Annotated in this window: 22 protein-coding genes; 10 read left to right on the forward strand and 12 right to left on the reverse strand. The window is 63.5% G+C overall.

Annotated elements, in window-relative coordinates; translation table 11 throughout:
* Window positions 1-213: 213 nt before the first annotated feature.
* Window positions 214-396, reverse strand: a complete 183-nt coding sequence (locus ACIP1G_RS30605) for a hypothetical protein (protein ID WP_400744013.1) — start codon at window positions 394-396, stop codon at window positions 214-216.
* A 94-nt stretch (window positions 397-490) separates the two neighbouring features.
* The gene (locus ACIP1G_RS30610) at window positions 491-838 is read right to left on the reverse strand and encodes a hypothetical protein (RefSeq protein ID WP_400744016.1); all 348 of its coding nucleotides are present in this window, start codon (window positions 836-838) and stop codon (window positions 491-493) included.
* Between the two features lie 160 nt (window positions 839-998).
* On the opposite strand from ACIP1G_RS30610, the gene ACIP1G_RS30615 reads away from it, so the two are divergent.
* Entirely contained in the window at window positions 999-1,820 is an 822-nt protein-coding gene (locus ACIP1G_RS30615) for a shikimate 5-dehydrogenase (protein ID WP_400744019.1), read from the forward strand.
* A 147-nt stretch (window positions 1,821-1,967) separates the two neighbouring features.
* Here ACIP1G_RS30615 and ACIP1G_RS30620 read toward each other — a convergent pair whose 3' ends face one another.
* From ACIP1G_RS30620 to ACIP1G_RS30630, 3 genes are all read right to left on the reverse strand, one after another.
* A complete protein-coding gene (locus tag ACIP1G_RS30620; RefSeq protein ID WP_016487634.1) occupies window positions 1,968-2,210 on the reverse strand; it encodes a hypothetical protein in 243 nt (80 codons plus the stop codon).
* 83 nt (window positions 2,211-2,293) lie between these two features.
* Entirely contained in the window at window positions 2,294-2,821 is a 528-nt protein-coding gene (gene gloA, locus ACIP1G_RS30625; RefSeq protein ID WP_400744022.1) for a lactoylglutathione lyase, read from the reverse strand.
* A 225-nt stretch (window positions 2,822-3,046) separates the two neighbouring features.
* The gene (locus tag ACIP1G_RS30630) at window positions 3,047-3,406 is read right to left on the reverse strand and encodes a histone-like nucleoid-structuring protein, MvaT/MvaU family (RefSeq protein WP_400744024.1); all 360 of its coding nucleotides are present in this window, start codon (window positions 3,404-3,406) and stop codon (window positions 3,047-3,049) included.
* Window positions 3,407-3,767: 361 nt separating this feature from the next.
* On the opposite strand from ACIP1G_RS30630, the gene ACIP1G_RS30635 reads away from it, so the two are divergent.
* Together ACIP1G_RS30635 and cobF are read left to right on the forward strand one after the other, a co-directional pair.
* Window positions 3,768-5,057 carry an OprD family porin gene (locus ACIP1G_RS30635; protein WP_400744026.1) on the forward strand — a complete coding sequence of 430 codons (1,290 nt, stop codon included), beginning with the start codon at window positions 3,768-3,770 and terminating at the stop codon, window positions 5,055-5,057.
* Window positions 5,058-5,125: 68 nt separating this feature from the next.
* A complete protein-coding gene (gene cobF / locus ACIP1G_RS30640; RefSeq protein ID WP_400744029.1) occupies window positions 5,126-5,875 on the forward strand; it encodes a precorrin-6A synthase (deacetylating) in 750 nt (249 codons plus the stop codon).
* A 119-nt stretch (window positions 5,876-5,994) separates the two neighbouring features.
* Here the strand turns inward: cobF and ACIP1G_RS30645 are convergent, their stop codons facing one another.
* Window positions 5,995-6,345, reverse strand: a complete 351-nt coding sequence (locus tag ACIP1G_RS30645) for a response regulator (protein WP_400744031.1) — start codon at window positions 6,343-6,345, stop codon at window positions 5,995-5,997.
* 246 nt (window positions 6,346-6,591) lie between these two features.
* Here ACIP1G_RS30645 and ACIP1G_RS30650 point away from each other — a divergent pair, with 246 nt between their 5' ends.
* Genes ACIP1G_RS30650 through ACIP1G_RS30670 form a run of 5 tightly spaced genes read left to right on the forward strand, consistent with a single transcriptional unit; the run spans window position 6,592 to window position 13,091 of the window.
* On the forward strand, window positions 6,592-10,059 hold the full coding sequence (locus tag ACIP1G_RS30650; protein WP_400744034.1) for a response regulator: 3,468 nt from the start codon (window positions 6,592-6,594) through the stop codon (window positions 10,057-10,059).
* Window positions 10,056-10,877: a CheR family methyltransferase gene (locus ACIP1G_RS30655; RefSeq protein ID WP_400744037.1), complete on the forward strand. Its 822-nt coding sequence runs from the start codon at window positions 10,056-10,058 to the stop codon at window positions 10,875-10,877. Before ACIP1G_RS30650 ends, ACIP1G_RS30655 begins: the two co-directional genes overlap by 4 nt.
* Window positions 10,874-11,449 (forward strand): chemotaxis protein CheB, encoded by a 576-nt coding sequence (locus ACIP1G_RS30660; RefSeq protein WP_400744040.1) that lies wholly within the window; start codon window positions 10,874-10,876, stop codon window positions 11,447-11,449. The genes ACIP1G_RS30655 and ACIP1G_RS30660 overlap by 4 nt, the downstream gene beginning before the upstream one ends.
* A complete protein-coding gene (locus ACIP1G_RS30665) occupies window positions 11,443-12,669 on the forward strand; it encodes an ATP-binding protein (RefSeq protein ID WP_400744043.1) in 1,227 nt (408 codons plus the stop codon). Before ACIP1G_RS30660 ends, ACIP1G_RS30665 begins: the two co-directional genes overlap by 7 nt.
* Window positions 12,670-12,713: 44 nt before the next feature.
* A complete protein-coding gene (locus ACIP1G_RS30670) occupies window positions 12,714-13,091 on the forward strand; it encodes a response regulator (RefSeq protein ID WP_110743225.1) in 378 nt (125 codons plus the stop codon).
* Window positions 13,092-13,201: 110 nt separating this feature from the next.
* Here ACIP1G_RS30670 and ACIP1G_RS30675 read toward each other — a convergent pair whose 3' ends face one another.
* From ACIP1G_RS30675 to ACIP1G_RS30685, 3 genes are read right to left on the reverse strand one after another with little or no spacing between them, the layout of a single operon-like run.
* A complete protein-coding gene (locus tag ACIP1G_RS30675) occupies window positions 13,202-13,783 on the reverse strand; it encodes a TetR/AcrR family transcriptional regulator (RefSeq protein ID WP_400744046.1) in 582 nt (193 codons plus the stop codon).
* 12 nt (window positions 13,784-13,795) lie between these two features.
* A complete protein-coding gene (locus ACIP1G_RS30680) occupies window positions 13,796-14,644 on the reverse strand; it encodes a 3-hydroxybutyryl-CoA dehydrogenase (protein ID WP_400744049.1) in 849 nt (282 codons plus the stop codon).
* 13 nt (window positions 14,645-14,657) lie between these two features.
* Window positions 14,658-15,842 (reverse strand): acetyl-CoA C-acyltransferase family protein, encoded by a 1,185-nt coding sequence (locus tag ACIP1G_RS30685; RefSeq protein WP_400744051.1) that lies wholly within the window; start codon window positions 15,840-15,842, stop codon window positions 14,658-14,660.
* A 168-nt stretch (window positions 15,843-16,010) separates the two neighbouring features.
* On the opposite strand from ACIP1G_RS30685, the gene ACIP1G_RS30690 reads away from it, so the two are divergent.
* On the forward strand, window positions 16,011-17,021 hold the full coding sequence (locus ACIP1G_RS30690) for an AraC family transcriptional regulator ligand-binding domain-containing protein (RefSeq protein ID WP_400744054.1): 1,011 nt from the start codon (window positions 16,011-16,013) through the stop codon (window positions 17,019-17,021).
* A gap of 142 nt (window positions 17,022-17,163) precedes the next feature.
* Here ACIP1G_RS30690 and ACIP1G_RS30695 read toward each other — a convergent pair whose 3' ends face one another.
* A complete protein-coding gene (locus ACIP1G_RS30695; protein WP_400744056.1) occupies window positions 17,164-17,601 on the reverse strand; it encodes a carboxymuconolactone decarboxylase family protein in 438 nt (145 codons plus the stop codon).
* A gap of 201 nt (window positions 17,602-17,802) precedes the next feature.
* Between ACIP1G_RS30695 and ACIP1G_RS30700 the strand changes: the two genes are divergently transcribed.
* Window positions 17,803-18,999: a cyanate transporter gene (locus ACIP1G_RS30700; protein ID WP_400744059.1), complete on the forward strand. Its 1,197-nt coding sequence runs from the start codon at window positions 17,803-17,805 to the stop codon at window positions 18,997-18,999.
* Here the strand turns inward: ACIP1G_RS30700 and ACIP1G_RS30705 are convergent.
* Window positions 18,992-20,425, reverse strand: coding sequence for a PLP-dependent aminotransferase family protein (locus tag ACIP1G_RS30705; protein ID WP_400744062.1), 1,434 nt, complete (start codon window positions 20,423-20,425; stop codon window positions 18,992-18,994). The two genes, ACIP1G_RS30700 and ACIP1G_RS30705, sit on opposite strands and share 8 nt — an antisense overlap.
* A 349-nt stretch (window positions 20,426-20,774) precedes the next feature.
* Window positions 20,775-21,113 carry a hypothetical protein gene (locus ACIP1G_RS30710; protein WP_400744065.1) on the reverse strand — a complete coding sequence of 113 codons (339 nt, stop codon included), beginning with the start codon at window positions 21,111-21,113 and terminating at the stop codon, window positions 20,775-20,777.
* Window positions 21,114-21,383: the final 270 nt, after the last annotated feature.

Below are 21,383 nucleotides of genomic sequence, written 5' to 3' on the forward strand. Positions count from 1 at the left end.
GGCGGACAGCGGTGACCTCACAGGCGTGACTGGCCCGAAACAGATGTAGGAGCAGCCTTGTGCTGCGAAGCGCCGCGCGGGCGGCGCTCGATCTCGAAGCCGATAAAAATCTTGTGCCAAGCACCTCTAGGCCCAGATGCTTTTCAGCGCAAAAAAAAGCCCGCCAAGTGGCGGGCCATAAGGGCGTAGGGAGCAACGCACAACAAATTCGGGTCAGGCGGCCAAAGTGCCTGGCTGCAACTGTTCAGCCAAAGCCTGGGCCGAGGCCAGGGTCGGCATCGGGCCGCTTACGGCTTCGCCGTTGCGGACCAGGTACCAGCACGCCAGCAGGCCTTGCTCACGCAGTGAAACAGGTACGGCGCTGCCGATAACGGACATGATGTGGATAGTGGCCATGGGGACCTCCTGGAAAACATGGCTCTACCATACGCAGCAGCCAAACGGGTTTGAAATCAACTTCCTCGATAGTGGTCATTAGTTCTATCAACCCTTACCAGCGCGGCGGGCCGTAATACACCGGCGGCGGGCCATAGTAAGTGCGATAGCCCGGCGGCGGAGGGGCTGGCACATAGTACGGCTGGTAGTACACCGGCTGCGGCGGGGGTTGCACGTACACCGGTTGCGGCGGGTAATAGACCGGTTGGCGCTCCACGTACACGGTACGCTCACGCGCGCCATAAACCGTCGCCCCGACCACGGCGCCGACCACGGCCGCGCCCAATAGCGGCCCAGGCCCATAATACCAGCCACCGCCACCATGGCCGCCGTGCGCGGCAGCGGGCCCGCTGATGGCCAAGGCACCGACCAGCAGCGCGATTCCGGGGACGTAACGGTTCATAAAACGACCTCGCAGGGAGACCCCAAGCAGGGGCCCTACTACTATGACTCCAGTCTCTGTAAGCGGAGCACAGGGGAACGGTAAAGGTTGTGTAAGGGACGACCAGTGGTAGTGTCTGATACGCTGAACAAACGTTTCAGTTATGACAAAGGAGCAGGATATGTCGACAACTCCAAGCAGGGACACCGTACTGTGCATCTCCCTGGCCGGCCGCCCCGGCACCTTCGGCGTACGTTTTCACAACCACCTGTACCAGCAGCTGGGCCTGGACTTTTATTACAAGGCGATGCGCACCGATGACCTGCCGGCGGCGGTTGCGGGTATCCGCGCTCTGGGTATTCGCGGTTGCGGGGTGTCGATGCCTTACAAGGAAGCCTGCATGGCCCTGGTCGATGAAATCGACCCGTCGGCGGCGGCCATCGAATCGGTCAATACCCTGGTCAATACCAATGGCCACCTGAAGGCCTACAACACCGATTACCTGGCCGTACGCCAATTGCTGGCGCAGCACCAGGTCGACCCGGGCACGGCCTTTGCCCTGTGCGGCAGTGGCGGCATGGCCAAGGCCGTGGCCAGTGCCTTGCGCGATGCCGGGTTTGCCGAAGGCATCATCGTTGCGCGCAATGAGCAGGCAGGGCGGCAGCTGGCGGATGTCTGTGGTTATCGCTGGGTGCCAGATTTGGGGGACGTCTGCCCGCCGATGCTGGTGAACGTGACGCCGATCGGTATGGCGGGTGGGCCGCAGGCGCAAGACCTGGCGTTTTCCGAGAACGCCATTGCTGCGGCGGAGCGGGTATTCGATGTGGTCGCGATGCCGGCGCACACGCCATTGATACGCCGGGCGCAGGCGTTGGGCAAGCCGGTGATCACCGGGTTGGAGGTGATTGCGTTGCAGGCGCTGGAGCAGTTCGTGCTGTATACCGGGGTAAGGCCCACGCGGGCGCAGGTGGATGCGGCGGTGGCGTACGCCCGGGATATCTGATTACGCCTGTGCCGGCCTCTTCGCGGCGGTTCGACGCCTCGATAAACCAGCTCCTACAACGGTTGTGGATCGGTCGCGTTCGGTGTAGGAGCGGGTTTATCGAGGCGTCGAACCGCCGCGAAGAGGCCGGCACAGGCAAGAGTCCAATCAGAACACCTTGTGCCCGTCATCCAGCTGCTGGTCAACCAGCGCCCGGCCATGGGCCAGCGACACATGCTGCGCATTCTCAAGGTCTGAGAAAAACTTCATCGGCATCGACATGCGCTTGCTGGTGTGCCCATCGGGTGCGGTGATCAGGCAGCCGGCGGCATAGGGCAGGGGGGAGTCGGGGTGGGGCATCACGCTGGCGGTGATGGTGTGCTCGCGGTATTCACAGTGAAGAGATTGCATCGTCCTTACCTCGCTGTGGCATGTGAAGCAGTTACCTTCATATACCACAGCAAGGGGCCGGGAGTTCCCGGCCCGACGAACGCTTAGCCTTTCAGCTCGGTCGGCTGGATCACTTCGACCCAGTAACCGTCCGGGTCCTTGACGAAGGCCAGGTGGTTCATGCGCCCGTCCTGCAGGCGTTTCTGGAACGGTACGTCCAGCGCTTCGAAGCGTGCGCAGGCGGCGCGTACGTCCGGTACCGAAATGCAGATGTGGCCAAAGCCGCGCGGGTCGGTGTTGCCGTTGTGGTAGGCGAACGCGGCATCGTGCTCGGTGCCGTGGTTGTGGGTCAGTTCCAGCACGCCAGGGATCGACTTCATCCACTGGTGGCGTGCGGTGTCATCGGCGGGGATCTGCGCCGGGTCGACCAGGGCCAGGAAGTACAGGCTGAAGGCAGCTTCAGGGAAGTCGCGCTTGTCCACCAGGCGGAAACCCAGTACGCGGGTGTAGAAGTCCAGGGACTTCTCGATGTCCTTGACCCGCAGCATGGTGTGGTTGAAGACAAACTGGGCGGTGGCGGCATCCGGCTGGGCGGTGACGCCAGGCAGGGTTTGCAGATCGTGCAGGCTCATGGGAACTCCTGAGACGGGGCCGGGCGCAGGGCACCGGCAAAACAGACAGGCTGGCCATGATACGGCAGTGCGCCGATTGCGCAAATGAAAGCGCCCTGCACAAGGCAGGGCGCTGGAATTAGAGGCCCGCATGTGCGGGCGCGTGATGGGGTCGCTAGTCCTTTAGCTGTCTCGATACTGAGCCAGCGGTTGTGAAAAAAGTGTGAACTGGGTGTTGACGTTTCATCAGCGTACCCAGCTTTCCACCGTGGCGGCGCCGTACTCTTCTTTCCAGGCCTTGAGCCCGCGGTGGTTGCCGCCTTTGGTCTCGATCCGCTCGCCGGTGTGCGGGTTTTGGTAAACCTTTACCACGCGCGGGCGGCGTTGTTGCTTGGGTGCTGCGCTGGAAACCCGGCTTACGGCCTTCGGGTCGAGGATGGCGATGATGTCGCGCAGGCTCTTGTCATAGCTTTTCATCAGGCCGACTAGTTTCTGCTCGAATTCGATTTCGCGTTTGAGGCCGGCATCCTTTTTCAACGCTTCCAGTTGCGCCATCTGTTCCTGGAGCGCTTTCTCGGCAGCACGAAACTCTGCAAGTCTGGACACTGTAATCACTCCTGTACGTCGGTCGTGGCAGGGCGTGACGAACATTGAAGAAAATTAAAAACGCCGGCCACGCGGGTGGGTTCCGCTGTTCGCTGATATCGAGTGTAGTCATTCATGCGTACTGGGTAAACTGCAAACTTTTTGTAAGTAAGGTGGGAACTTTCCTAGTTTTGCGTGCGCTATTTCCGGGTTTTTTTGCGGCTGCCCTGCAGCGCGCCTAGACCATGGTCCAATGGCCCGTGCCAGAGCCTTTGCGCGATCATTTCAGATGATGGTCGGCTATTATTCGGCCCTGTCGCAGTACCGTGGCCAATGCGTGCCACAGGTTGTTAATTCGTCTTGATTGTGGATGTTTCCTCGCATGTTTGCCCCTTTCCCCCTCGCCCCCGGGCGCCGTGTTGCCGGCCTGTTCCTGTTGTGTGCCGGCGTCAATGCCCAGGCCGCCGGTTTTCTTGAAGACAGCAGTGCCAAGGTCGAAGCACGCAATGTCTATTTCAACCGGGATTTTCGTGACGGCCACAGCAGTTCCAGCCAGGGAGCGTCCAAACGCGAAGAGTGGGCACAAGGCTTCATCCTCAATGTGCAGTCGGGTTATACCCAGGGGCCAGTAGGTTTTGGCGTGGATGCGCTGGGCATGTTTGGCTTCAAACTCGACTCCAGCCCGGCGGACAGTAACAGCGGCCTGCTGCCGTCTTCTGGTCATGACCCGCGGCATTCAGCTGACCAATACGCGAAGATGGGCCTGGCCGCCAAGGTCAAGGTGTCCAATACCGTGCTCAAGTACGGTTCGATGATGCCGGATGTGCCGCTGCTCAAGTACAACGACGGCCGCCTGCTGCCGACCATGTTTCATGGCGCCATGCTCACCTCTGAAGAACTGCGCGACCTGAAGTTCACCCTGGCACGCCTGGACAAGTACACCGCACGCGACTCCACCGACCGCCAGGACATTCGCGTGCACTGCAAGAACAAACGCTATGCCTGTGATATCGAGGCTGACCACTTTGACCTGGCCGGTGTCGATTACCGTTTCAACGAGCGGTTCAGCGCCCAGTACCAGGTGGCCAAGCTGGAAAACATCTACCGCCAGCACTTCCTCGGCCTGGTGGCCAGCCAGCCGTTGGCGGTGGGCAGCCTGTCGGCCGACCTGCGCCTGATCAAGAGCGATGACATCGGCAATGCCCGCGCTGGCGCAATCGACCACCGTGCCTTCAGCGGCATGCTCGGTTACAGCCTGGGTGGTCACAAGCTCAGTGCCGGCTGGCAGCGCATGTATGGCGACAGTGCCATGCCGTACCTGGATGGTAGCAACCCTTACCTGGTCAACTATGCCCAGGTCAACGACTTTGCCGCCGCCCAGGAGCGTTCCTGGCAGGTGCGCTATGACTATGACTTCAAGGCGCTGGGTGTGCCTGGCCTGACCTTCTTCACCCGTTACATCAACGGTGACAATATCAAGGTGCCGGGCAGCATGGCCGAAGGCAAGGAATGGGAACGCGACACCGAGTTCAAGTACCAAGTGCAAAGTGGCACTTTCAAGGACGTCAGTGTGCGCCTGCGTAATTCCACGTACCGTAGCAACTATGAAAAGTGGGCGCGTGACATGGACGAAACGCGGGTTATTGTCAGCTACAACTTCTCCATCTTCTGACCGGTCGCTTTGCCAAATACCGGCGGCCGCCCGACAATGGCTGCTGGTTGCGGCAAAGGGGCAGGGCAATGAAAGACCTGTTGTTGATCGGCATTGGCCCGGGTGACCCGCGCCAGGTCACCTATGAAGCAGTCGAAGCGCTACGCAGCGCCAGCGTGTTCTTCGTGCTCGACAAGGGCCTCGACAAGGACGAGCTGGTGCGCCTGCGCAAGGCCATCCTGCAACGCTACCGGCCCGAGGGCGGCTATCGCCTGGTGCAGGTGGCCGACCCCTTGCGTGACAGTCAGGCGGATGACTACCCGGGGGCCGTGCATGACTGGCATCGCCAGCGTGCTGCCCTGTATGCCCAACTGATCGAGCAGGCGCTTGGCGCCGGGGAAACCGGCGCCTTTCTGCTGTGGGGCGAGCCGACCCTGTATGACAGCACCCTGCGAATTCTCGACCTGGTCCGCGAACGCGGGGTGGCGCTGCGCTTGCGGGTGATCCCGGGCATCAGCAGCGTGCAGGCGCTGGCGGCGCGGCATCAGGTGCCGCTCAACCGTATCGGCGAGCCGCTGACCGTGTTGCCAGGGCGGCGCCTGGCCGGGCAGGGGCGCATCGACAATGTGCTGGTGATGCTCGACGGGCAGTGCGCGTTTGCCCAGCTTGAAGATCCGGCGTTGGTGATCTACTGGGGTGCTTATCTGGGTACCGAGGATGAAGTGCTGATTGCCGGGCCGTTGCAGGCGGTGAAGGCGCAGATCCTGGCGGTGCGCGAGCGGGCGAGGGCGCGCAAGGGCTGGATCATGGATACCTACCTGTTGCGTAGGGAGCTGTGAGGTCGGTTGCCTGTGCTGGCCTCTTCGCGGGTAAACCCGCTCCCACAGGTACATCACCACCATGAATATTGTGGGAACCCTGTAGGAGCGGGTTTACCCGCGAAGCAGGCGCCGCGGTCTCACGGGTTACCCAGAATGGCCACAACCTTGTCCCGCAGCTGATCGATGCTGAACGGCTTGCCAATCAGGTGCATGCCCTCCGGCACATTCAGATTTTCGGCATAGCCACTGGCAAACAGCACCGGCAGTAAAGGCCGCAGTTCGCGCGCTTTGGCCGCCAGTGCTTCGCCGCGCATGTCCGGCAGCCCCACGTCGGTCATCATCAGCGCCAGTGCCTGGGCCGGGTCCTCGAGAACGCGCAGCGCTGCGCTGGCATCTTCCGCCTCGATGACCGTATAGCCCAGCTCGTCGAGCACTTCGACCATCAGCATGCGTACGATGTCGTCGTCTTCGACTACCAGAAGGTGCATGGTTCGGATCCTGTGCAAATGAATGTCTTTAATCTGTGCGCCGGACGGCAACAGAAGTTCCCGAGGATACCGATCCACGCAATCAGATGGAACGTTTGGCGCACACCACCTTCAAATACTGGCTAAATGCCCTGCCAGACCCGGCAAAGCTGGTTAGACTCGCTTAACAGGATGGCGCAGTGGCAGTTAACAATAACGATTGATCCGCCACTCTTTTCAATGGACTTCTTGCTCGGGCGTTTTCTCATGATTCAAGCAGCCTCGATGGACCAGCGCAGCTTTCGCAAGCTATTGAGCCGCAACGTCGGCCTGCCCCTGGGGGTGGGCCTGCTGGGGGCGGTGGCCTTCGTCGCAGTCATCAATTACCTGCTGTCGGCCATGCAGTGGGTCGAGCATACCGACCGGGTGATCGGCAATGCCAACGAAACGGTCAAGCTGTCGATCGACATGGAAACCGGCATGCGCGGCTTCCTGCTGACCGGTGATGAGCGCTTCCTCGACCCCTACGAGGTGGCTAAACCGCGCATTCTCAGTAGCCTGCAAAGCTTGCGCGGCATGGTCGAGGACAACCCGCAGCAGGTCGACCGCATCGACAGGCTTATTGCGCTGCAGCAAGCGTGGAACGAATTCGGCGGCAACATGATTACCCTGCGCCGTAACGACGGGGCCTTCAGGGAGTTGATCGGCAACGGGCGCGGCAAGCGCCTGACAGATGAAATCCGCAAGGAGTTCGACAACCTCATCGGCACTGAGCAGCAATTGCGCATGGCCCGCAACGAGAAGGTCAGCACCGTCACCGTGACGACAATTTCGGCATTTGTGCTGTTCATCGTCGGCCTCAGCGCTTTGCTGGCCTACCTGGGGCGTCGCGACCTGCTGGCGTTGTCTGGCACCTACGACGAAAACCTCAAGGCCCAGCAGCGCTCGGCCGAACGCCTGGAACACCAGGCCTGGCTGCGCAACGGGCAGACCCAGCTGGCCGAGCAGGTATTGGGCCAGCTGACCCTGCCCATGCTTGGTGACAACATCCTGCGCTTCTTCGCCGCTTACCTGGGCAGTGTGGTGGGGGCGTTGTACGTGCGTGACGAGCACGGCCGCCTGGTGCGCGTGGCCAGCTATGGCCTGGATGCCGAGGAATTGGCCCGTGAACAGGTGCTGGGCGACCACGAGGGCCTGCTGGCCCAGGCGGTGCGCGAAGGGCGGCTGCTGCGCCTGGACGACCTGCCCGAAGACTACTTCCGCCTCAGTTCCGGCCTGGGCAAGGGCCTGCCACGTAGCGCCGTGCTGATGCCGGCCAGCGACGGCGGGCAGATCAACGGCGTGCTGGAGCTGGGCTTCCTGCGGCCCTTGCAGGAGCGCGACGGGGAACTGCTGCAGCGGGTGCGCGGCAACCTCGGCATCTCCATCGAAAGCGCCCGCTACCGCCAGCGCCTGCAGGAAGTGCTGGCCGAAACCCAGCAGCTGAACGAAGAGCTGCAAGTGCAGCAGGAAGAGCTGAAAACCGCCAACGAAGAGCTGGAGGAACAGTCCCGCGTACTCAAGGAATCCCAGGCCCACCTGGAAACCCAGCAAGCGGAACTGGAGCAGACCAACGAGCAGTTGTCCGAACGCACCGAAGCGCTGGACCGCAAGAACGACGAACTGACCCAGGCCCAGGAAGAACTGCTGGCGCGTGCCGACGAGCTGCAGCGTTCAAGCAAGTACAAGTCCGAATTCCTTGCCAACATGTCCCACGAGCTGCGTACGCCGCTGAACAGTTCGCTGATCCTGGCCAAGCTGCTGGCGGAGAACGGCGAAGGCAACCTCAGCGACGAACAGGTGAAGTTCGCCGAGTCCATCTACTCGGCCGGCAACGACTTGCTCAACCTGATCAACGACATTCTCGACATCGCCAAGGTCGAGGCCGGCAAGCTTGAAGTGCGCCCCGAAAGCACCCAGGTGGAACGCCTGGTCGAAGGCTTGCGCGGCATGTTCGAGCCGTTGGCCGGGCACAAGGGCCTGGCCTTCGAGGTCAACGCCGAAGCGCAGGTGCCGGTTACCCTGTTTACTGACCGCCAGCGCCTGGAGCAGATCCTCAAGAACCTGCTGTCCAACGCCATCAAGTTCACCGAACGCGGCCAGGTCAGCTTGAACATCGGCTACCAGCCTGGCACGGGCATCGTGTTTGCCGTGCGCGATACCGGCATTGGCATTGCCGCCGACCAGCAGCAGGCGATTTTCGGTGCCTTCCACCAGGTAGATGGCACCAGTAACCGCCGCTATGGCGGCACCGGCCTGGGCCTGTCGATCTCCCGCGATCTGGCGCATTTGCTCGGCGGGCAGATCAGTGTCGACAGCAGCCCTGGCCAGGGCAGTGTGTTCAGCCTGATCCTGCCGGAGCGCTATGAGCGAGTGGGGCAGGACATCGAACCACTCAGCCTGCGCCCGGCGGTCGATACGCTGCCACCCGCCCCACAGGTGCCGGTGGTGGCTGCGCCGAAACGCCCAGTGCTGGCGTTTGCCGACGACCGCGAGCGCGCGCCGTTCGGCAACCGCTGTATCCTGGTGATCGAAGACGAGCCGAACTTCGCCCGCATCCTCTTCGACCTGGCCCACGAGCTGGGCTACAGCTGCCTGGTGGCGCAGGGTGCCGACGAAGGTTTCGAGCTGGCTGCCCAGTACATCCCCGACGCGATCCTGCTGGACATGCGCCTGCCTGACCATTCCGGCCTGACCGTGCTGCAACGCCTGAAGGAACAGGCCAGTACCCGGCACATTCCGGTGCATATCATTTCTGTGGAAGACCGGGTCGAGGCCGCCATGCACATGGGCGCCGTCGGCTACGCCGTCAAACCGACCAGCCGCGAAGAACTGAAGGCCGTGTTCGCCCGCCTGGAGGCCAAACTCACGCAGAAGCTCAAGCACATCCTGCTGGTGGAAGACGACGACCTGCAGCGCGAGAGCATTGCCCGCCTGATCGGCGACGACGATGTCGAGATCACCGCCGTGGCCATGGCCCAGGATGCCCTCGCGCTGCTGCGCGAGAATATCTACGACTGCATGATCATCGACCTCAAGCTGCCGGACATGCTCGGCAACGAGTTGCTTAAGCGCATGACCGCCGAAGATATCCGCGCCTTCCCACCGGTGATCGTGTACACCGGGCGCAACCTGACCCGCGAAGAAGAAGCCGACCTGCTCAAGTACTCGCGGTCGATCATCATCAAGGGCGCACGCTCGCCAGAGCGCCTGCTCGACGAAGTGACACTGTTCCTGCACAAGGTCGAATCGCAGTTGTCCAATGAACGCCAGCGCATGCTCAAGACTGCACGCAGCCGCGACAAGGTGTTCGAGGGCCGCAAGGTGCTGCTGGTGGACGACGACGTGCGCAACATCTTTGCCCTCACCAGCGCGCTGGAGCACAAAGGCGCAATCGTCGAGATCGGCCGTAACGGCCGTGAGGCCATCGAGCGCCTGGAGCAGCATGACGATATTGACCTGGTGCTGATGGACGTGATGATGCCTGAGATGGACGGTTTCGAGGCCACCCGCCTGATCCGCCAGCAACCGCGTTGGCGCAAGCTGCCGATCATTGCCGTGACCGCCAAGGCGATGAAGGATGACCAGCAGCGTTGCCTGCAGGCGGGCGCCAATGATTACCTGGCCAAACCGATCGACCTGGACCGCCTGTTCTCGCTGATCCGCGTGTGGCTGCCGCAACTGGAGCGAATTTGACTAGCGAACGTAACACCGACATCGAAATCCGCTTGCTGATCGAGGCGATCTACCTCAAGTACAGCTACGATTTCCGCAATTATTCCGGCGCCTCGATCAAGCGCCGGATCCTGCATGCCCTGCGCCAGTTCGACTGCCTGACGGTGTCGGCGCTGCAAGAGCGCGTGCTGCACGACCCAGGCATGTTCATGCAGTTGCTGCAGTACCTGACGATCCCGGTCAGCGAGATGTTCCGCGACCCGGGGCACTTCCTGGCGCTGCGCAACGAAGTGGTACCGCTGCTGCGCACCTGGCCGTCGATCAAGGTCTGGATTGCCGGCTGCAGCACGGGCGAGGAGGTGTACTCGATGGCCATCCTGCTGCGCGAGGAAGGCCTGCTGGAGCGCACCATCATCTACGCCACCGACATCAACCCGCATTCGCTGGACAAGGCCAAGCAGGGCATCTACTCGATGCAGAGCATGCGCGAGTACGCCGAGAACTACCGGATCGCCGGCGGGCGTCGGGATTTTTCCGAGTACTACACGGCGGCCTATGGCAACGCCATCATGGACAGCACCCTGCGCGACAATGTGACCTTTGCCGACCACAGCCTGGCCACCGACAGCGTGTTCTCCGAGACCCAGTTGGTGTCGTGCCGCAACGTGCTCATCTACTTCAACAAGGAACTGCAGGACCGCGCCCTCGGCCTGTTCCATGAGTCGCTGTGCCACCGCGGATTCCTGGTGCTGGGCAGCAAGGAGTCGGTGGACTTTTCCGCCTACAGCGAGCGCTTCGAACCGCTGGTCAGGCCCGAACGGATCTACCGCAAGTCATGAACGGCGTGCGCGCGGTGGTGATCGGCGCCTCGGCCGGCGGCGTGACGGCGCTGTTTACGGTGCTGGGCGCGTTGCCGGCCGGCTTTGCCATTCCGGTGGTGTGCGTATTGCACCTGCCGGATGACCGCCACAGCCAGCTGGCTGAAGTGCTGCAACGCCGCCTGCACCGGCCGGTGCACGAGGCGCGCGACAAAGAGCCGCTGCGCGCCGGGCAGGTCTACGTGGCCGGGCCCGGTTATCACTTGTCGGTGGAACGCGACCTGACCCTGTCGCTGAGCCAGGAGCCACCGGTGCACTTTTCTCGCCCGGCAATCGATTACCTCTTCATGTCGGCGGCCGATGCCTACGGCGCCGGGCTGCTTGGCGTGCTGCTCACCGGCGCCAACGAGGATGGTGCCGAAGGCCTGGCCTATATCAAGCATAATGGGGGCCGGACGGTGGTCCAGGACCCTCGCGACGCACAGGTGGCGCTGATGCCGGAGGCCGCGTTGGCCCTGCACCAGCCCGACCATATTCTTTCTCTGAGTGGTATCGAGCAGTTGCTCGCCGCCCTGGAACCCAGCGCATGCTAAGCCACACCATCGCCAAACTGCTGATCGTCGACGACCTGCCGGAAAACCTGCTGGCCCTCGATGCCCTGATCCAGGGCGAAGACCGCGAGGTGCACCAGGCCCAGTCTGCCGAGGCGGCGTTGTCGCTGTTGCTCGAACACGAGTTCGCCTTGGCCATTCTTGACGTGCAGATGCCGGGCATGAACGGTTTCGAACTGGCCGAGCTGATGCGCGGCACGGAAAAGACCCGCAACATCCCCATCGTCTTTGTCACTGCTGCCGGGCGCGAGATGAACTATGCCTTCAAGGGCTACGAAAGCGGCGCGGTCGACTTCCTGTACAAGCCGCTCGACACCTTGGCGGTGAAGAGCAAGGTATCGGTGTTCGTCGACCTGTACCGCCAGCGCAAGGTGCTCGACTGCCAGCTGCAGGCACTGGAGCGCAGCCGCCAGGAGCAGGCACTGTTGCTGGCCCAGCTGCAAACGGCGCGAGGTGAGCTGGAGCATGCCGTGCGCATGCGCGACGATTTCATGTCGATTGTCTCGCACGAGGTGCGTACCCCACTCAATGGGCTGATCCTGGAAACCCAGCTGCGCAAGCTGCACCTGTCGCGCGGCAACCTCGCGGCCTTCAGTGGCGACAAGCTGCAGGCCATGGTCGAGCGCGACGAGCGGCAGATCAACAGCCTGATCCGCCTGGTCGAAGACATGCTCGATGTGTCGCGCATTCGCACCGGCAAGCTGTCGTTGCGGCCCAAGGCCTTCGACCTGGGCCAGCTGGTACGCGGCCTGGTGGAAAACTTTGCCGCCCAGGCCAGCGCGCGGGAAACGCATATCGAATTGCAATGCTGCCAACCGATGCTGGGCGAGTGGGACGAGTTCCGTATCGAGCAAGTGCTGGCCAACCTGTTGTCCAATGCCCTGCGTTATGGTGAGAGCAAACCGGTGCAGGTGCGCGTGTTCGAGCAGGGCGGCCTGGCCTGCGTGCAAGTGCAGGATCATGGCATTGGCATTGGTGCGGCCAACCAGCAGCGTATCTTCCAGCAGTTCGAGCGGGTCGCCACCCAGCAGGCCAGCGGCGGCTTGGGGTTGGGCCTGTATATATCGGAACAGATCGTGCACGCCCATGGCGGGCGTATAGTGGTCGAGAGTGAAGAGGGCAAAGGCGCCACCTTCACCTTGCAACTGCCGCTGGCTACATTCGAACAACAAAACGACCAAGCGCGGGCAACCTCCGCCTGAGCCTGGGGTCTGATGGCCAACTGTAAGTATTTCAAGGCGTTAACATGAGTGAAGATGCACAAGATGTGGTGCTGGTGGTCGAGGACGAACCGGCGATTCGCATGATTTTGCGCGACTACCTGGCAGGCGAGGGCTACCACGTGCTGGTGGCCGAGGATGGCGAGCAAGCGTTCGCCATTCTGGCCAGCAAGCCGCACCTGGACCTGATGGTAACGGACTTCCGCCTGCCGGGCGGGATCTCCGGGGTGGAGATTGCCGAGCCAGCGGTGAAGCTGCGGCCGGACCTGAAGGTGATCTTCATCAGCGGCTACCCGGCGGAGATCCTGGAGTCTGGCAGCCCGATCACCCGCAAGGCCCCGATCCTGGCCAAGCCGTTTGACCTGGATACCCTGCATGAGCAGATCCAGAGCCTGTTGCGTTAACCTGCACAGGCCTGTTCGCGGGTGAACCCGCTCCTACAGGATTACCTCCGCCTTCGAAATCGGTGAGGTACTTGTAGGCGCGGGTTTACCCGCGAAGAGGCCCTGAGAGGTTAACCCAGGGTCCGCTCCAACCCACCCACCAACATGCTCTCCATCAACCCCAGCCCCTGTTCCTCGGGCAATGCCTTCAGCAACCCAGGCAACTGGTTCAGCAACGTCGCCACCACATGCGCCGTGGCCACCAGGGCTTGCCCCTGCAACTTCGCCTGCGGCGCAATCAGCCGTAGCAACCCCGCTTCATAACGCTTGCGCAACAAGGCCAGGCGCGCCTGCTGGTCTTCGCTCAGGCAACAGAAATCCCGCTCGGCCAGACGAAACTGCAGTGGCTGCTCGGCATGCAGCTGCCAGTGCGCGGCAATCAGGCAGCTCAACGCCGACGCCCCGCGGGCCATGGCCCGCCGCCCTTTATCCAGCGTGGCCTGCAGTTCCTCGTACAACTCCTCGATCAGGTCGTACAGCAAGTCTTGCTTGCTGGGAAAGTGATGGTACAGCGAGCCGGCGGTCAGCCCCACATGGGCCGCCAGCTCGCGCATGCTGACCTGGCCAAAGCCCTTTTCGGCAAACAGCGCCATGGCCCGGTCACGTCGCTCTTCAAAGTTGGCACAGCGCATCGCGGCATTGACCGGGGGCATGGTGCTTGCTCCTCAGTAGGTAAAGAATCCGCGCCCGCTCTTGCGCCCCAGCCAACCGGCGGCGACCATTTCCTTGAGCAGTGGGGCGGGGCGGTACTTGCTGTCGTTGAAGCCTTCATGGAAGGCCTCCATGATCGCCAGCAGGGTGTCCAGCCCGATCAGGTCGGCCAGCGCCAGCGGGCCGATTGGCTGGTTGCAGCCCAGGCGCATGCCGGTGTCGATGTCCTCTGCACTGGCCAAGCCTTCCTGGCGCACGAAGATCGCTTCGTTGATCATCGGCACCAGGATGCGGTTGACCACAAACCCTGGGCGGTTGCCGGCGGTGATCGGGGTCTTGCCGACCTTTTCGGTCACCACCAGCGCCTGGGCGTAGGTGCTGTCGCTGGTCTGCAGGCCGCGGATGATCTCGACCAGCGCCATCATCGGCACCGGGTTGAAGAAGTGCACGCCGATGAAGCGCTCGGGGTGCTCGATGCTGGCGGCCAACTGGGTGACCGACAGCGACGAAGTATTGGTGGCGATCAGGCAGTCGGCGGCGACGTTGGCTGCCACCTGTTGCAAGATGTGCTGCTTGAGTTGCAGGTTTTCGGTGGCCGCTTCGATCACCAGCTGCGCACCGTTGAGCTGGGCGTAGTCGGTGCTGGTGCGGATGCGCGTTTTTGCGGCAGCGGCCTTGTCGGCGTCGAGGGTGCCTTTGCTGACCTGGCGTTCAAGGTTCTTGCTCAAGGTGGCCACGCCGCGCTCCAGCGCCGCTTCGGAAACATCCACCAGCAACACCTGGTAGCCAGCCACCGCGCAAACCTGGGCAATGCCGTTACCCATGGTGCCGGCGCCGATCACGGCAATTTGTTCAATGCTCATGTGTCAGGTTCCCTCAGACGCGCTCGAAGACCACGGCGATGCCTTGGCCGCCGCCGATGCACATGGTGGCCAGGGCGTAGCGGCCCTGGATGCGCTGCAGTTCATGGATGGCCTTGGTGGCGATGATTGCGCCGGTGGCGCCCACCGGGTGGCCCAGGGAAATGCCCGAGCCGTTGGGGTTGACCTTTTCCGGGTCGAAGCCCAGCTCGCGCGCCACGGCGCAGGCCTGGGCGGCGAAGGCTTCGTTGGACTCGATCACGTCCAGGTCTTGCACGTTCAGGCCGGTTTTTTCCAGCACCTTGCGGGTGGCCGGGATCGGGCCCAGGCCCATCAGTTCGGGTTCGACCCCGGCATGCGCGTAGCCCACCAGGCGCGCCAATGGTTTCAGGCCCAGGCGGCGTACAGCGTCACCGGTGGCCAGCACCAAGCCAGCCGCGCCATCGTTGATGCCGCTGGCGTTGCCGGCAGTGACGCTGCCGTCTTTCTTGAACACCGCTTTCATGCCGGCCAGTTGCTCGGCGGTCACGTCGCCACGTACATGTTCGTCGACGCTGAACTGCACGCTGCCTTTACGGGTTTTTAGCTCCAGCGGCACGATCTGGCTGGCGAAACGGCCTTCGGCGATGGCGCGGGCGGCGCGGCGCTGGCTGGTCAGGGCCAGTTCGTCCTGCATTTCGCGGGTAATGCCGTGTTTGGTCGCCACGTTCTCGGCGGTGATGCCCATGTGGAACTGCTGGAACGGGTCGTGCAGCACGCCGACGGTGTAGTCGATACCTTGCAGGTCACCCATGCGTGCGCCCCAGCGCGCTTGTGGCAGCAGGTACGGGCCACGGCTCATGGATTCGGCGCCGGCTGCCACGGCCACGTCGGTGTCACCCAGCAGCAGGCCCTGGGCCGCCGAGACGATGGCCTGCAGGCCCGAACCGCACAGGCGGTTGACGTTGAACGCCGGGGTTTCCTTGGGGATGCCGGCGTTCATTGCCGCCACCCGGGCCAGGTAGGCGTCACGCGCTTCGGTCGGGATCACCGTGCCCATCACCAGGTGGCCGATTTGCTCGGCGGCTACGCCCGAACGCTCGATGGCGGCGCGGGTCACGGCGCTGGCAAGGTCGGCCAGCGGCAGGTCCTTGAGGGAACCGCCAAAGCCACCAATGGCTGAACGGACGGCACTGACGACGTAGATTTCTGCGCTGCTCATAGAAGCTCCAGTTGCGAAGGCATGGCGGGACCGGGCCAGGCTCTGCGAGAATGGCCGGCGGTCCCGGAGTGGGATCGAGTCTAGGCAAAGGCTCTGTTACAGCCTATGCCGGAACTGTTCAAACAACCTGGCACTTTTTGCCACTCAGCATAGACAGCGAAAACCGCCATGCGCGATAGCGATTCGGTCGCCGTGTACTTCCTCAATGCCATGCTCCATGCCCTGCGCGATTGCCCGGCCGAACGCGATGCGCAGTTGCGTGCGGTGGGCATCGACCCGCTATGGCTCGAGCAACCCCAGGCGCGGGTGCCGGCCAAGGCGTTTGCCCAGCTGTGGCTGGCGTTGATCCAGCGCCTGGACGACGAGTTTTTCCGCCTCGACAGCCATGGTATGCCGCTGGGCAGTTTTGCCCTGATATGCCGGGGCCTGATCCTGGAGCCGAACCTGGAAAAGGCCCTGCGCCAGTGCATGGGCGGTTTCGGCCTGTTCCTGCGTGACCTGCGCGGTAGCCTGACGGTGCGTGGCGGGCGGGCGTTGATCAGCGTGCAGTCGAGCATTGCCGACCCGCTGACCCGGGTGTATGCCGAGGAAACCTACCTGGTGTTGATGGTCGGCATGCTGTGCTGGTTGGGCGGGCGGCGGATTGCTATCGACCGCACCGAACTGGCGATATCCCGGCCGGCCCAGGAAGACGACCTGCTGTTGTGGGGGCCAGACCTGCGCCTGGGCAGTGGGCGCACCGAGGTGGAGTTCGACAGTGCCTACCTGCGCTTGCCGGTGGTGCAGGACCTGGCAGCCCTGAAAACCTTCTTGCGCAGCGCGCCGCAGGGGTTGGTGATCCGCTTTCGCAACCAGAACGGGCTGGTGGCCGAGGTGTATCGGCATTTGCGCGCGCGCGGCTATGGGCAGTGGCCGACGCTGGCGGCGCTGGCGCAGCAGCAGGGGGTCAGCGCCAGTACCTTCCGCCGGCAGCTGGAGCGGGAGGGGCGTTCTTACCAGCAGATCAAGGATGAGGTGCGCCGGGCGATGGCCTTCGAGCGCTTGCGCGAAGGCGAGTTGAGTATTGCCGAAATTGCCGAGCAGGCGGGGTTCCAGGAGCCCAGTGCGTTTCATCGGGCGTTCAAGAAATGGACCGGGCAGAGCCCCGGTAGCTATCGGGCGCGGTTGGCTGGGCGTTGATGTGTTGCCTGTACCGGCCCTTTCGCGGGTAAACCCGCTCCCACAGGCATTGCACAGCACTCAGATGCTGTGGGGTAACCTGTGCGGGTTTATCGAGGCGTCGAACCGCCGCGAAGAGGCCGGCACAGGCAACCAGCAATGATCAGGCCGGCACCATGGCAAAGCCGACCCCGAACCGGTTCCAGGCATTGATGGTGGCAATCGCCAAGGTCAGGTTGGCCACCTCGGCCGGCTCGAAGTGTTCCTGCAGCGCTTCGTATTGACTCTGCGGCGCGCCCTGTTCAGGCAAGCGGGTCAGGCTCTCCACCCAAGCCAGTGCCGCACGTTCGCGCGGGGTGAAGTAGGCGGTTTCCTGCCACGCGCACAAGGTCTGCAGGCGTGCCTCAGTCTCGCCGGCCTTGCGCGCATCGTTGGCATGCAGGTTGACGCAATAGGCGCAGCCGTTGATCTGCGAGGCCCGCAGGCGTACCAGTTCCAGCAGCGAGCTCTCCAGGCCGCTCTTGGCCAGGGCCTGTTCCAGGCCGACCATGGCTTTGTAGGCTTCGGGGGCGTGCTTGGCCCATTCGATACGGTTGTGCATGGCTGTCTCCAAAGGGTGTGGGGTGGGGATGACGCTACTGTAGCGCCGCCCATTGGCTACCCCGATAGCCAATTGCGCACATAAGCGGGAGGCCAATCGGCCATTCAGGTGGCCACTGACAAGCATCCAATCTCTTCATTTCTGCCAAGCCGGCCAAGCCGGGATAATGGCCAGGTCTTGCTACAAGAGAACCGATTCACAATGAGAGCTGCACTGAACCTGTTGCTGGTGATCCTGCTGGCGCTGAACCTGCGGCCGATCCTGACCAGTATCGGCCCGTTACTCGAACCCATGCGCAGCAGTACCGGCCTGGGCTACCAGCAAGCGGCCTTGCTGACCGCGCTGCCGGTGCTGTGCATGGGCCTGGTGCCCTTGCTGCAACCTTGGTTGCGGCGCTGGATCAGCGAACACGGCGGCATGCTCGGTGGCCTGGTAGCCATCGCTCTGGCCTGCCTGTGGCGCCTGCAGCTGGATAGCGCCTGGGCGCTGATTGCCAGTGCAGTGCTCGCTGGCCTGGGCGTGGCGGTGGTGCAAGGCATGATGCCGGGGTTGGTCAACCGCTGGTTCCCCGGGCGCCTGGCCGGGGCGATGGGCCTGTATTCGGCGGCGCTGATGAGTGGTGGCGGCCTGGCGGCAGTGCTCGGGCCACATATCAGCGGCTACTTCGGCCACTGGCAGGCCGGCCTGGGCCTGTGGGCAATTCCGGCGCTGCTGGCGGCGCTGGCCTGGGCCGTGCTGCGGCCACGCCAGCAGGCGCCGAAGCTGGCAGGCGCCACGGGTGGGCACTGGTTCGGCACGCGTCGGGCCTGGTTGCTGGCCCTGTACTTCGGCCTGATCAACGGCGGCTACACCAGCATGGTGGCGTGGTTGCCGGCGTATCACATCGAGCACGGCGGCAGCGCCCAGGGCGGCGCAGACCTGGTGGGCTTGATGACGATCTTCCAGGTAGCAGGCGCTCTGGGCTTGCCGCTGCTGCTGCGCCGCTGGGCCGACCGTCGCCCGGGCTTGTGGCTGGCGCTGGCGATCCAGCTGGGGGGCTTCCTTGGCCTGCTGCTGGCGCCCACGCTGGCCTCGGGGCTGTGGGTAGCGATGATCGGCTTTGGCCTGGGCGCCTGCTTCAGCCAGAGCCTGACGCTGACCCTGGAACACCTGAAGACGCCTGCCGAGGCCGGCAGCCTGGCGGCGTTCGTGCAGGGTATCGGCTTCATCATCACCGGCATCGTGCCGTACATTACCGGCTGGTTGCGCGATGTGAGTGGCGACTTCCAGGCTTCGTGGACGCTACTGACCGTGACCGTGCTGGCGATGCTGCTGGTAACTGCGTGCTTCAGTCCGCGTGGCTATGCCGCAGCCATTGCCCGCCCGGCTGTGGCGGGCAAGGCTGCGCCGGTCAGCTGAGGCGTTGCAGGGTATCGCGCACCCGGTCCAGCGCCGGGTCGATATCCAGCAGCTCGATGGCACCGAAGCCCATCAATAGCCCTGGGCGCACCGGCGCTTCGCTGAAGAATGGCGCCAGCGAGTACAGGCCGACCTCCACCTTGCGCGCGAGGTTGGCCAGCAGCTCGACATCGACCCCGGGCTTGGCCAAGGCGCTGAGGTGAAAGCCCGCGCTGGCGGGGATTGCGCTGAACCACGGCGCCAGATCGTCGCCCAGGCGCGCCAGTATGCGCTCGCGGCGGGCGCTGTAGACTTCGTGACAACGGCGGATGTGCTTGTTCAGGTGGCCTTCGCCAAGGAAGCGCGCCAGCGCCCACTGCAACAAGGTCGGGCTGTGCCAGTCACTCAGGTGCTTGGCCACGCAGGCGGCCTGCAATACGGCGGGCGGAAGCACGGCAAAGCCCAGGCGCAGTTCCGAAAGCAGGGTTTTGGAAAAGGTCCCCACATAAGCCACCAGGCCATGCCGGTCGAGGCGCTGCAAGGCGTCCGAGGACGGCCCGTGGTAGCGGAACTCGCAGTCGTAATCGTCTTCGATAATCAACGCACCCAAGTCGGCGGCCCGTGCCAGCAGGGCGTGCCGGCGTGGCTCGCTCATTGGCATGCCCAGCGGGAACTGGTGCGAGGGCGTTACGTAGATCAGCCGGGTGCCATCGGCGATCTGCTCCACGCACAGGCCTTCATCATCCACCGGCACGGATTGCAGGCGCGCGCCCAGGGCCAGGAACAGTTGCCGCGCCGGCGGGTAGCCGGGGTCTTCCATGGCCACCTGGCAACCTGGCTCGACCAGCACCCGGGCGATCAGGTCCAGCGCCTGCTGGGCGCCGTTGCATACCAGCAGGTCGGCGGCGCTGCAGTGCACGCCGCGGGCGTAGGCGATGTGGTGGGCGATGGCTTCGCGCAGCTCTGGCAGGCCCTGGGCCGGGAATTGCCGCTCGGGGTGGCGCTGGCTGCGGCGCAGGGCATAGTTCAGGCACGTGCGCCATTGATCGAACGGGAACTGCGCCTTGCTTGAGGCACCACCGATGAAGTCATAGCGTGAGGGTGCCTCCAGCTGGCGCTGACTCAGCACGGTGGCGCGCTGCTGCCAGCGTTCGAGGGCGGCGGCGCTCGCCAGGGGGATGGTGGTTGATTCAACGGTGCGCAGTGGCTGGCGTGGGGTGATGAAAGTGCCACGGCCGACCACGCCGCTGAGCAGGTTGTCGTAGGTCAGCCGTGAATAAGCTTCGGCCACGGTCTTGCGCGATACGCCCAGTTGCTCGGCCAGCAGGCGGGTTGGTGGCAGCTGGGTGCCGGCGGCCAGGTGGCCGCTGTCGATACCGGTGCGCAATTGCTGGTAAAGCTGGTCGGCCAGGCCTTTGCGGCCCTCCAGGCGAATGTGCAGTTCCATGGGGCGGTCCGGGGCGGGGGAATGCTCAGGATAGCGGATTGGCCGGGGAAGGGCATGGGGCCGCTGGTGCTGGGCACAACATCTTCAGCGCTTGCCAGATCGAGCGCCGCCCGCGCGGCGCTTCGCAGCACAAGGCTGCTCCTACATCTGTTTTGTGCCAATAACGCCTGTGCCAGCGCGCGCGACCGCCTTGTTGGTCCAACACGATATCGAGGTGGACGCCAAGGGGCCGCGCGCCCTTACCTCAGGAATAACTGGCCCGAAACAGATGTAGGAGCAGCCTTGTGCTGCGAAGCGCCGCGCGGGCGGCGCTCGGTCTCCCAGGCGCAGAAAATGGTATGGCAGGCGCTCAGAGCCGGGCCGTACTCACCGTGATATAGCCTTTGTCCGCCACCGCTATGCGTATCACCGTCTCGTCCGCCGGCGCCTTGCGGTTGCGCTTGATGCGCACACCGTCCACCACGGCCGCCCTCATATGGTCGGCAATGGCCCGCCCGTTCGGGTCGAAAAACACCTCGCTGGCCAATAGCTCGATGCGTTCGATCAGCAAGCGGGTCTGTTCATCGGTAGCACAGAAAAACATCACCCCCGACAGGTGCGGGTCTTCATCGGGGTTGCTGATGTCATGGGCCAGCATTTCGCGCAGGCTGCTGCGCAGTTCGGCGATGGAGCGAGCGTACAGGTGCATGCGGAGTTTCCCCTGGATTGTCATCCAGTGCAGATCTTGTTTTCTCCGGGCTGAGGCGGCAAGTAGGACGATTCTGAGGGTCTTGTAGGGGGTTTCTGATTCTCGTGGGGTGGGGCTCCAATCTGTCAGGCGAGAGTTTGGTTGGAGGCGTCCATGTGTATGCCTTGGGTTTTGAGGTGATGCACAAATCGAGCGCCGCCCGCGCGGCGCTTCGCGGGGCAAGCCCGCTCCCACTGTCTGTTTCGGGCCAATGACTCCTGTGCCAGGTGG

It is taken from the genome of Pseudomonas sp. NPDC089392, assembly GCF_044749595.1.
Classification (GTDB): domain Bacteria; phylum Pseudomonadota; class Gammaproteobacteria; order Pseudomonadales; family Pseudomonadaceae; genus Aquipseudomonas.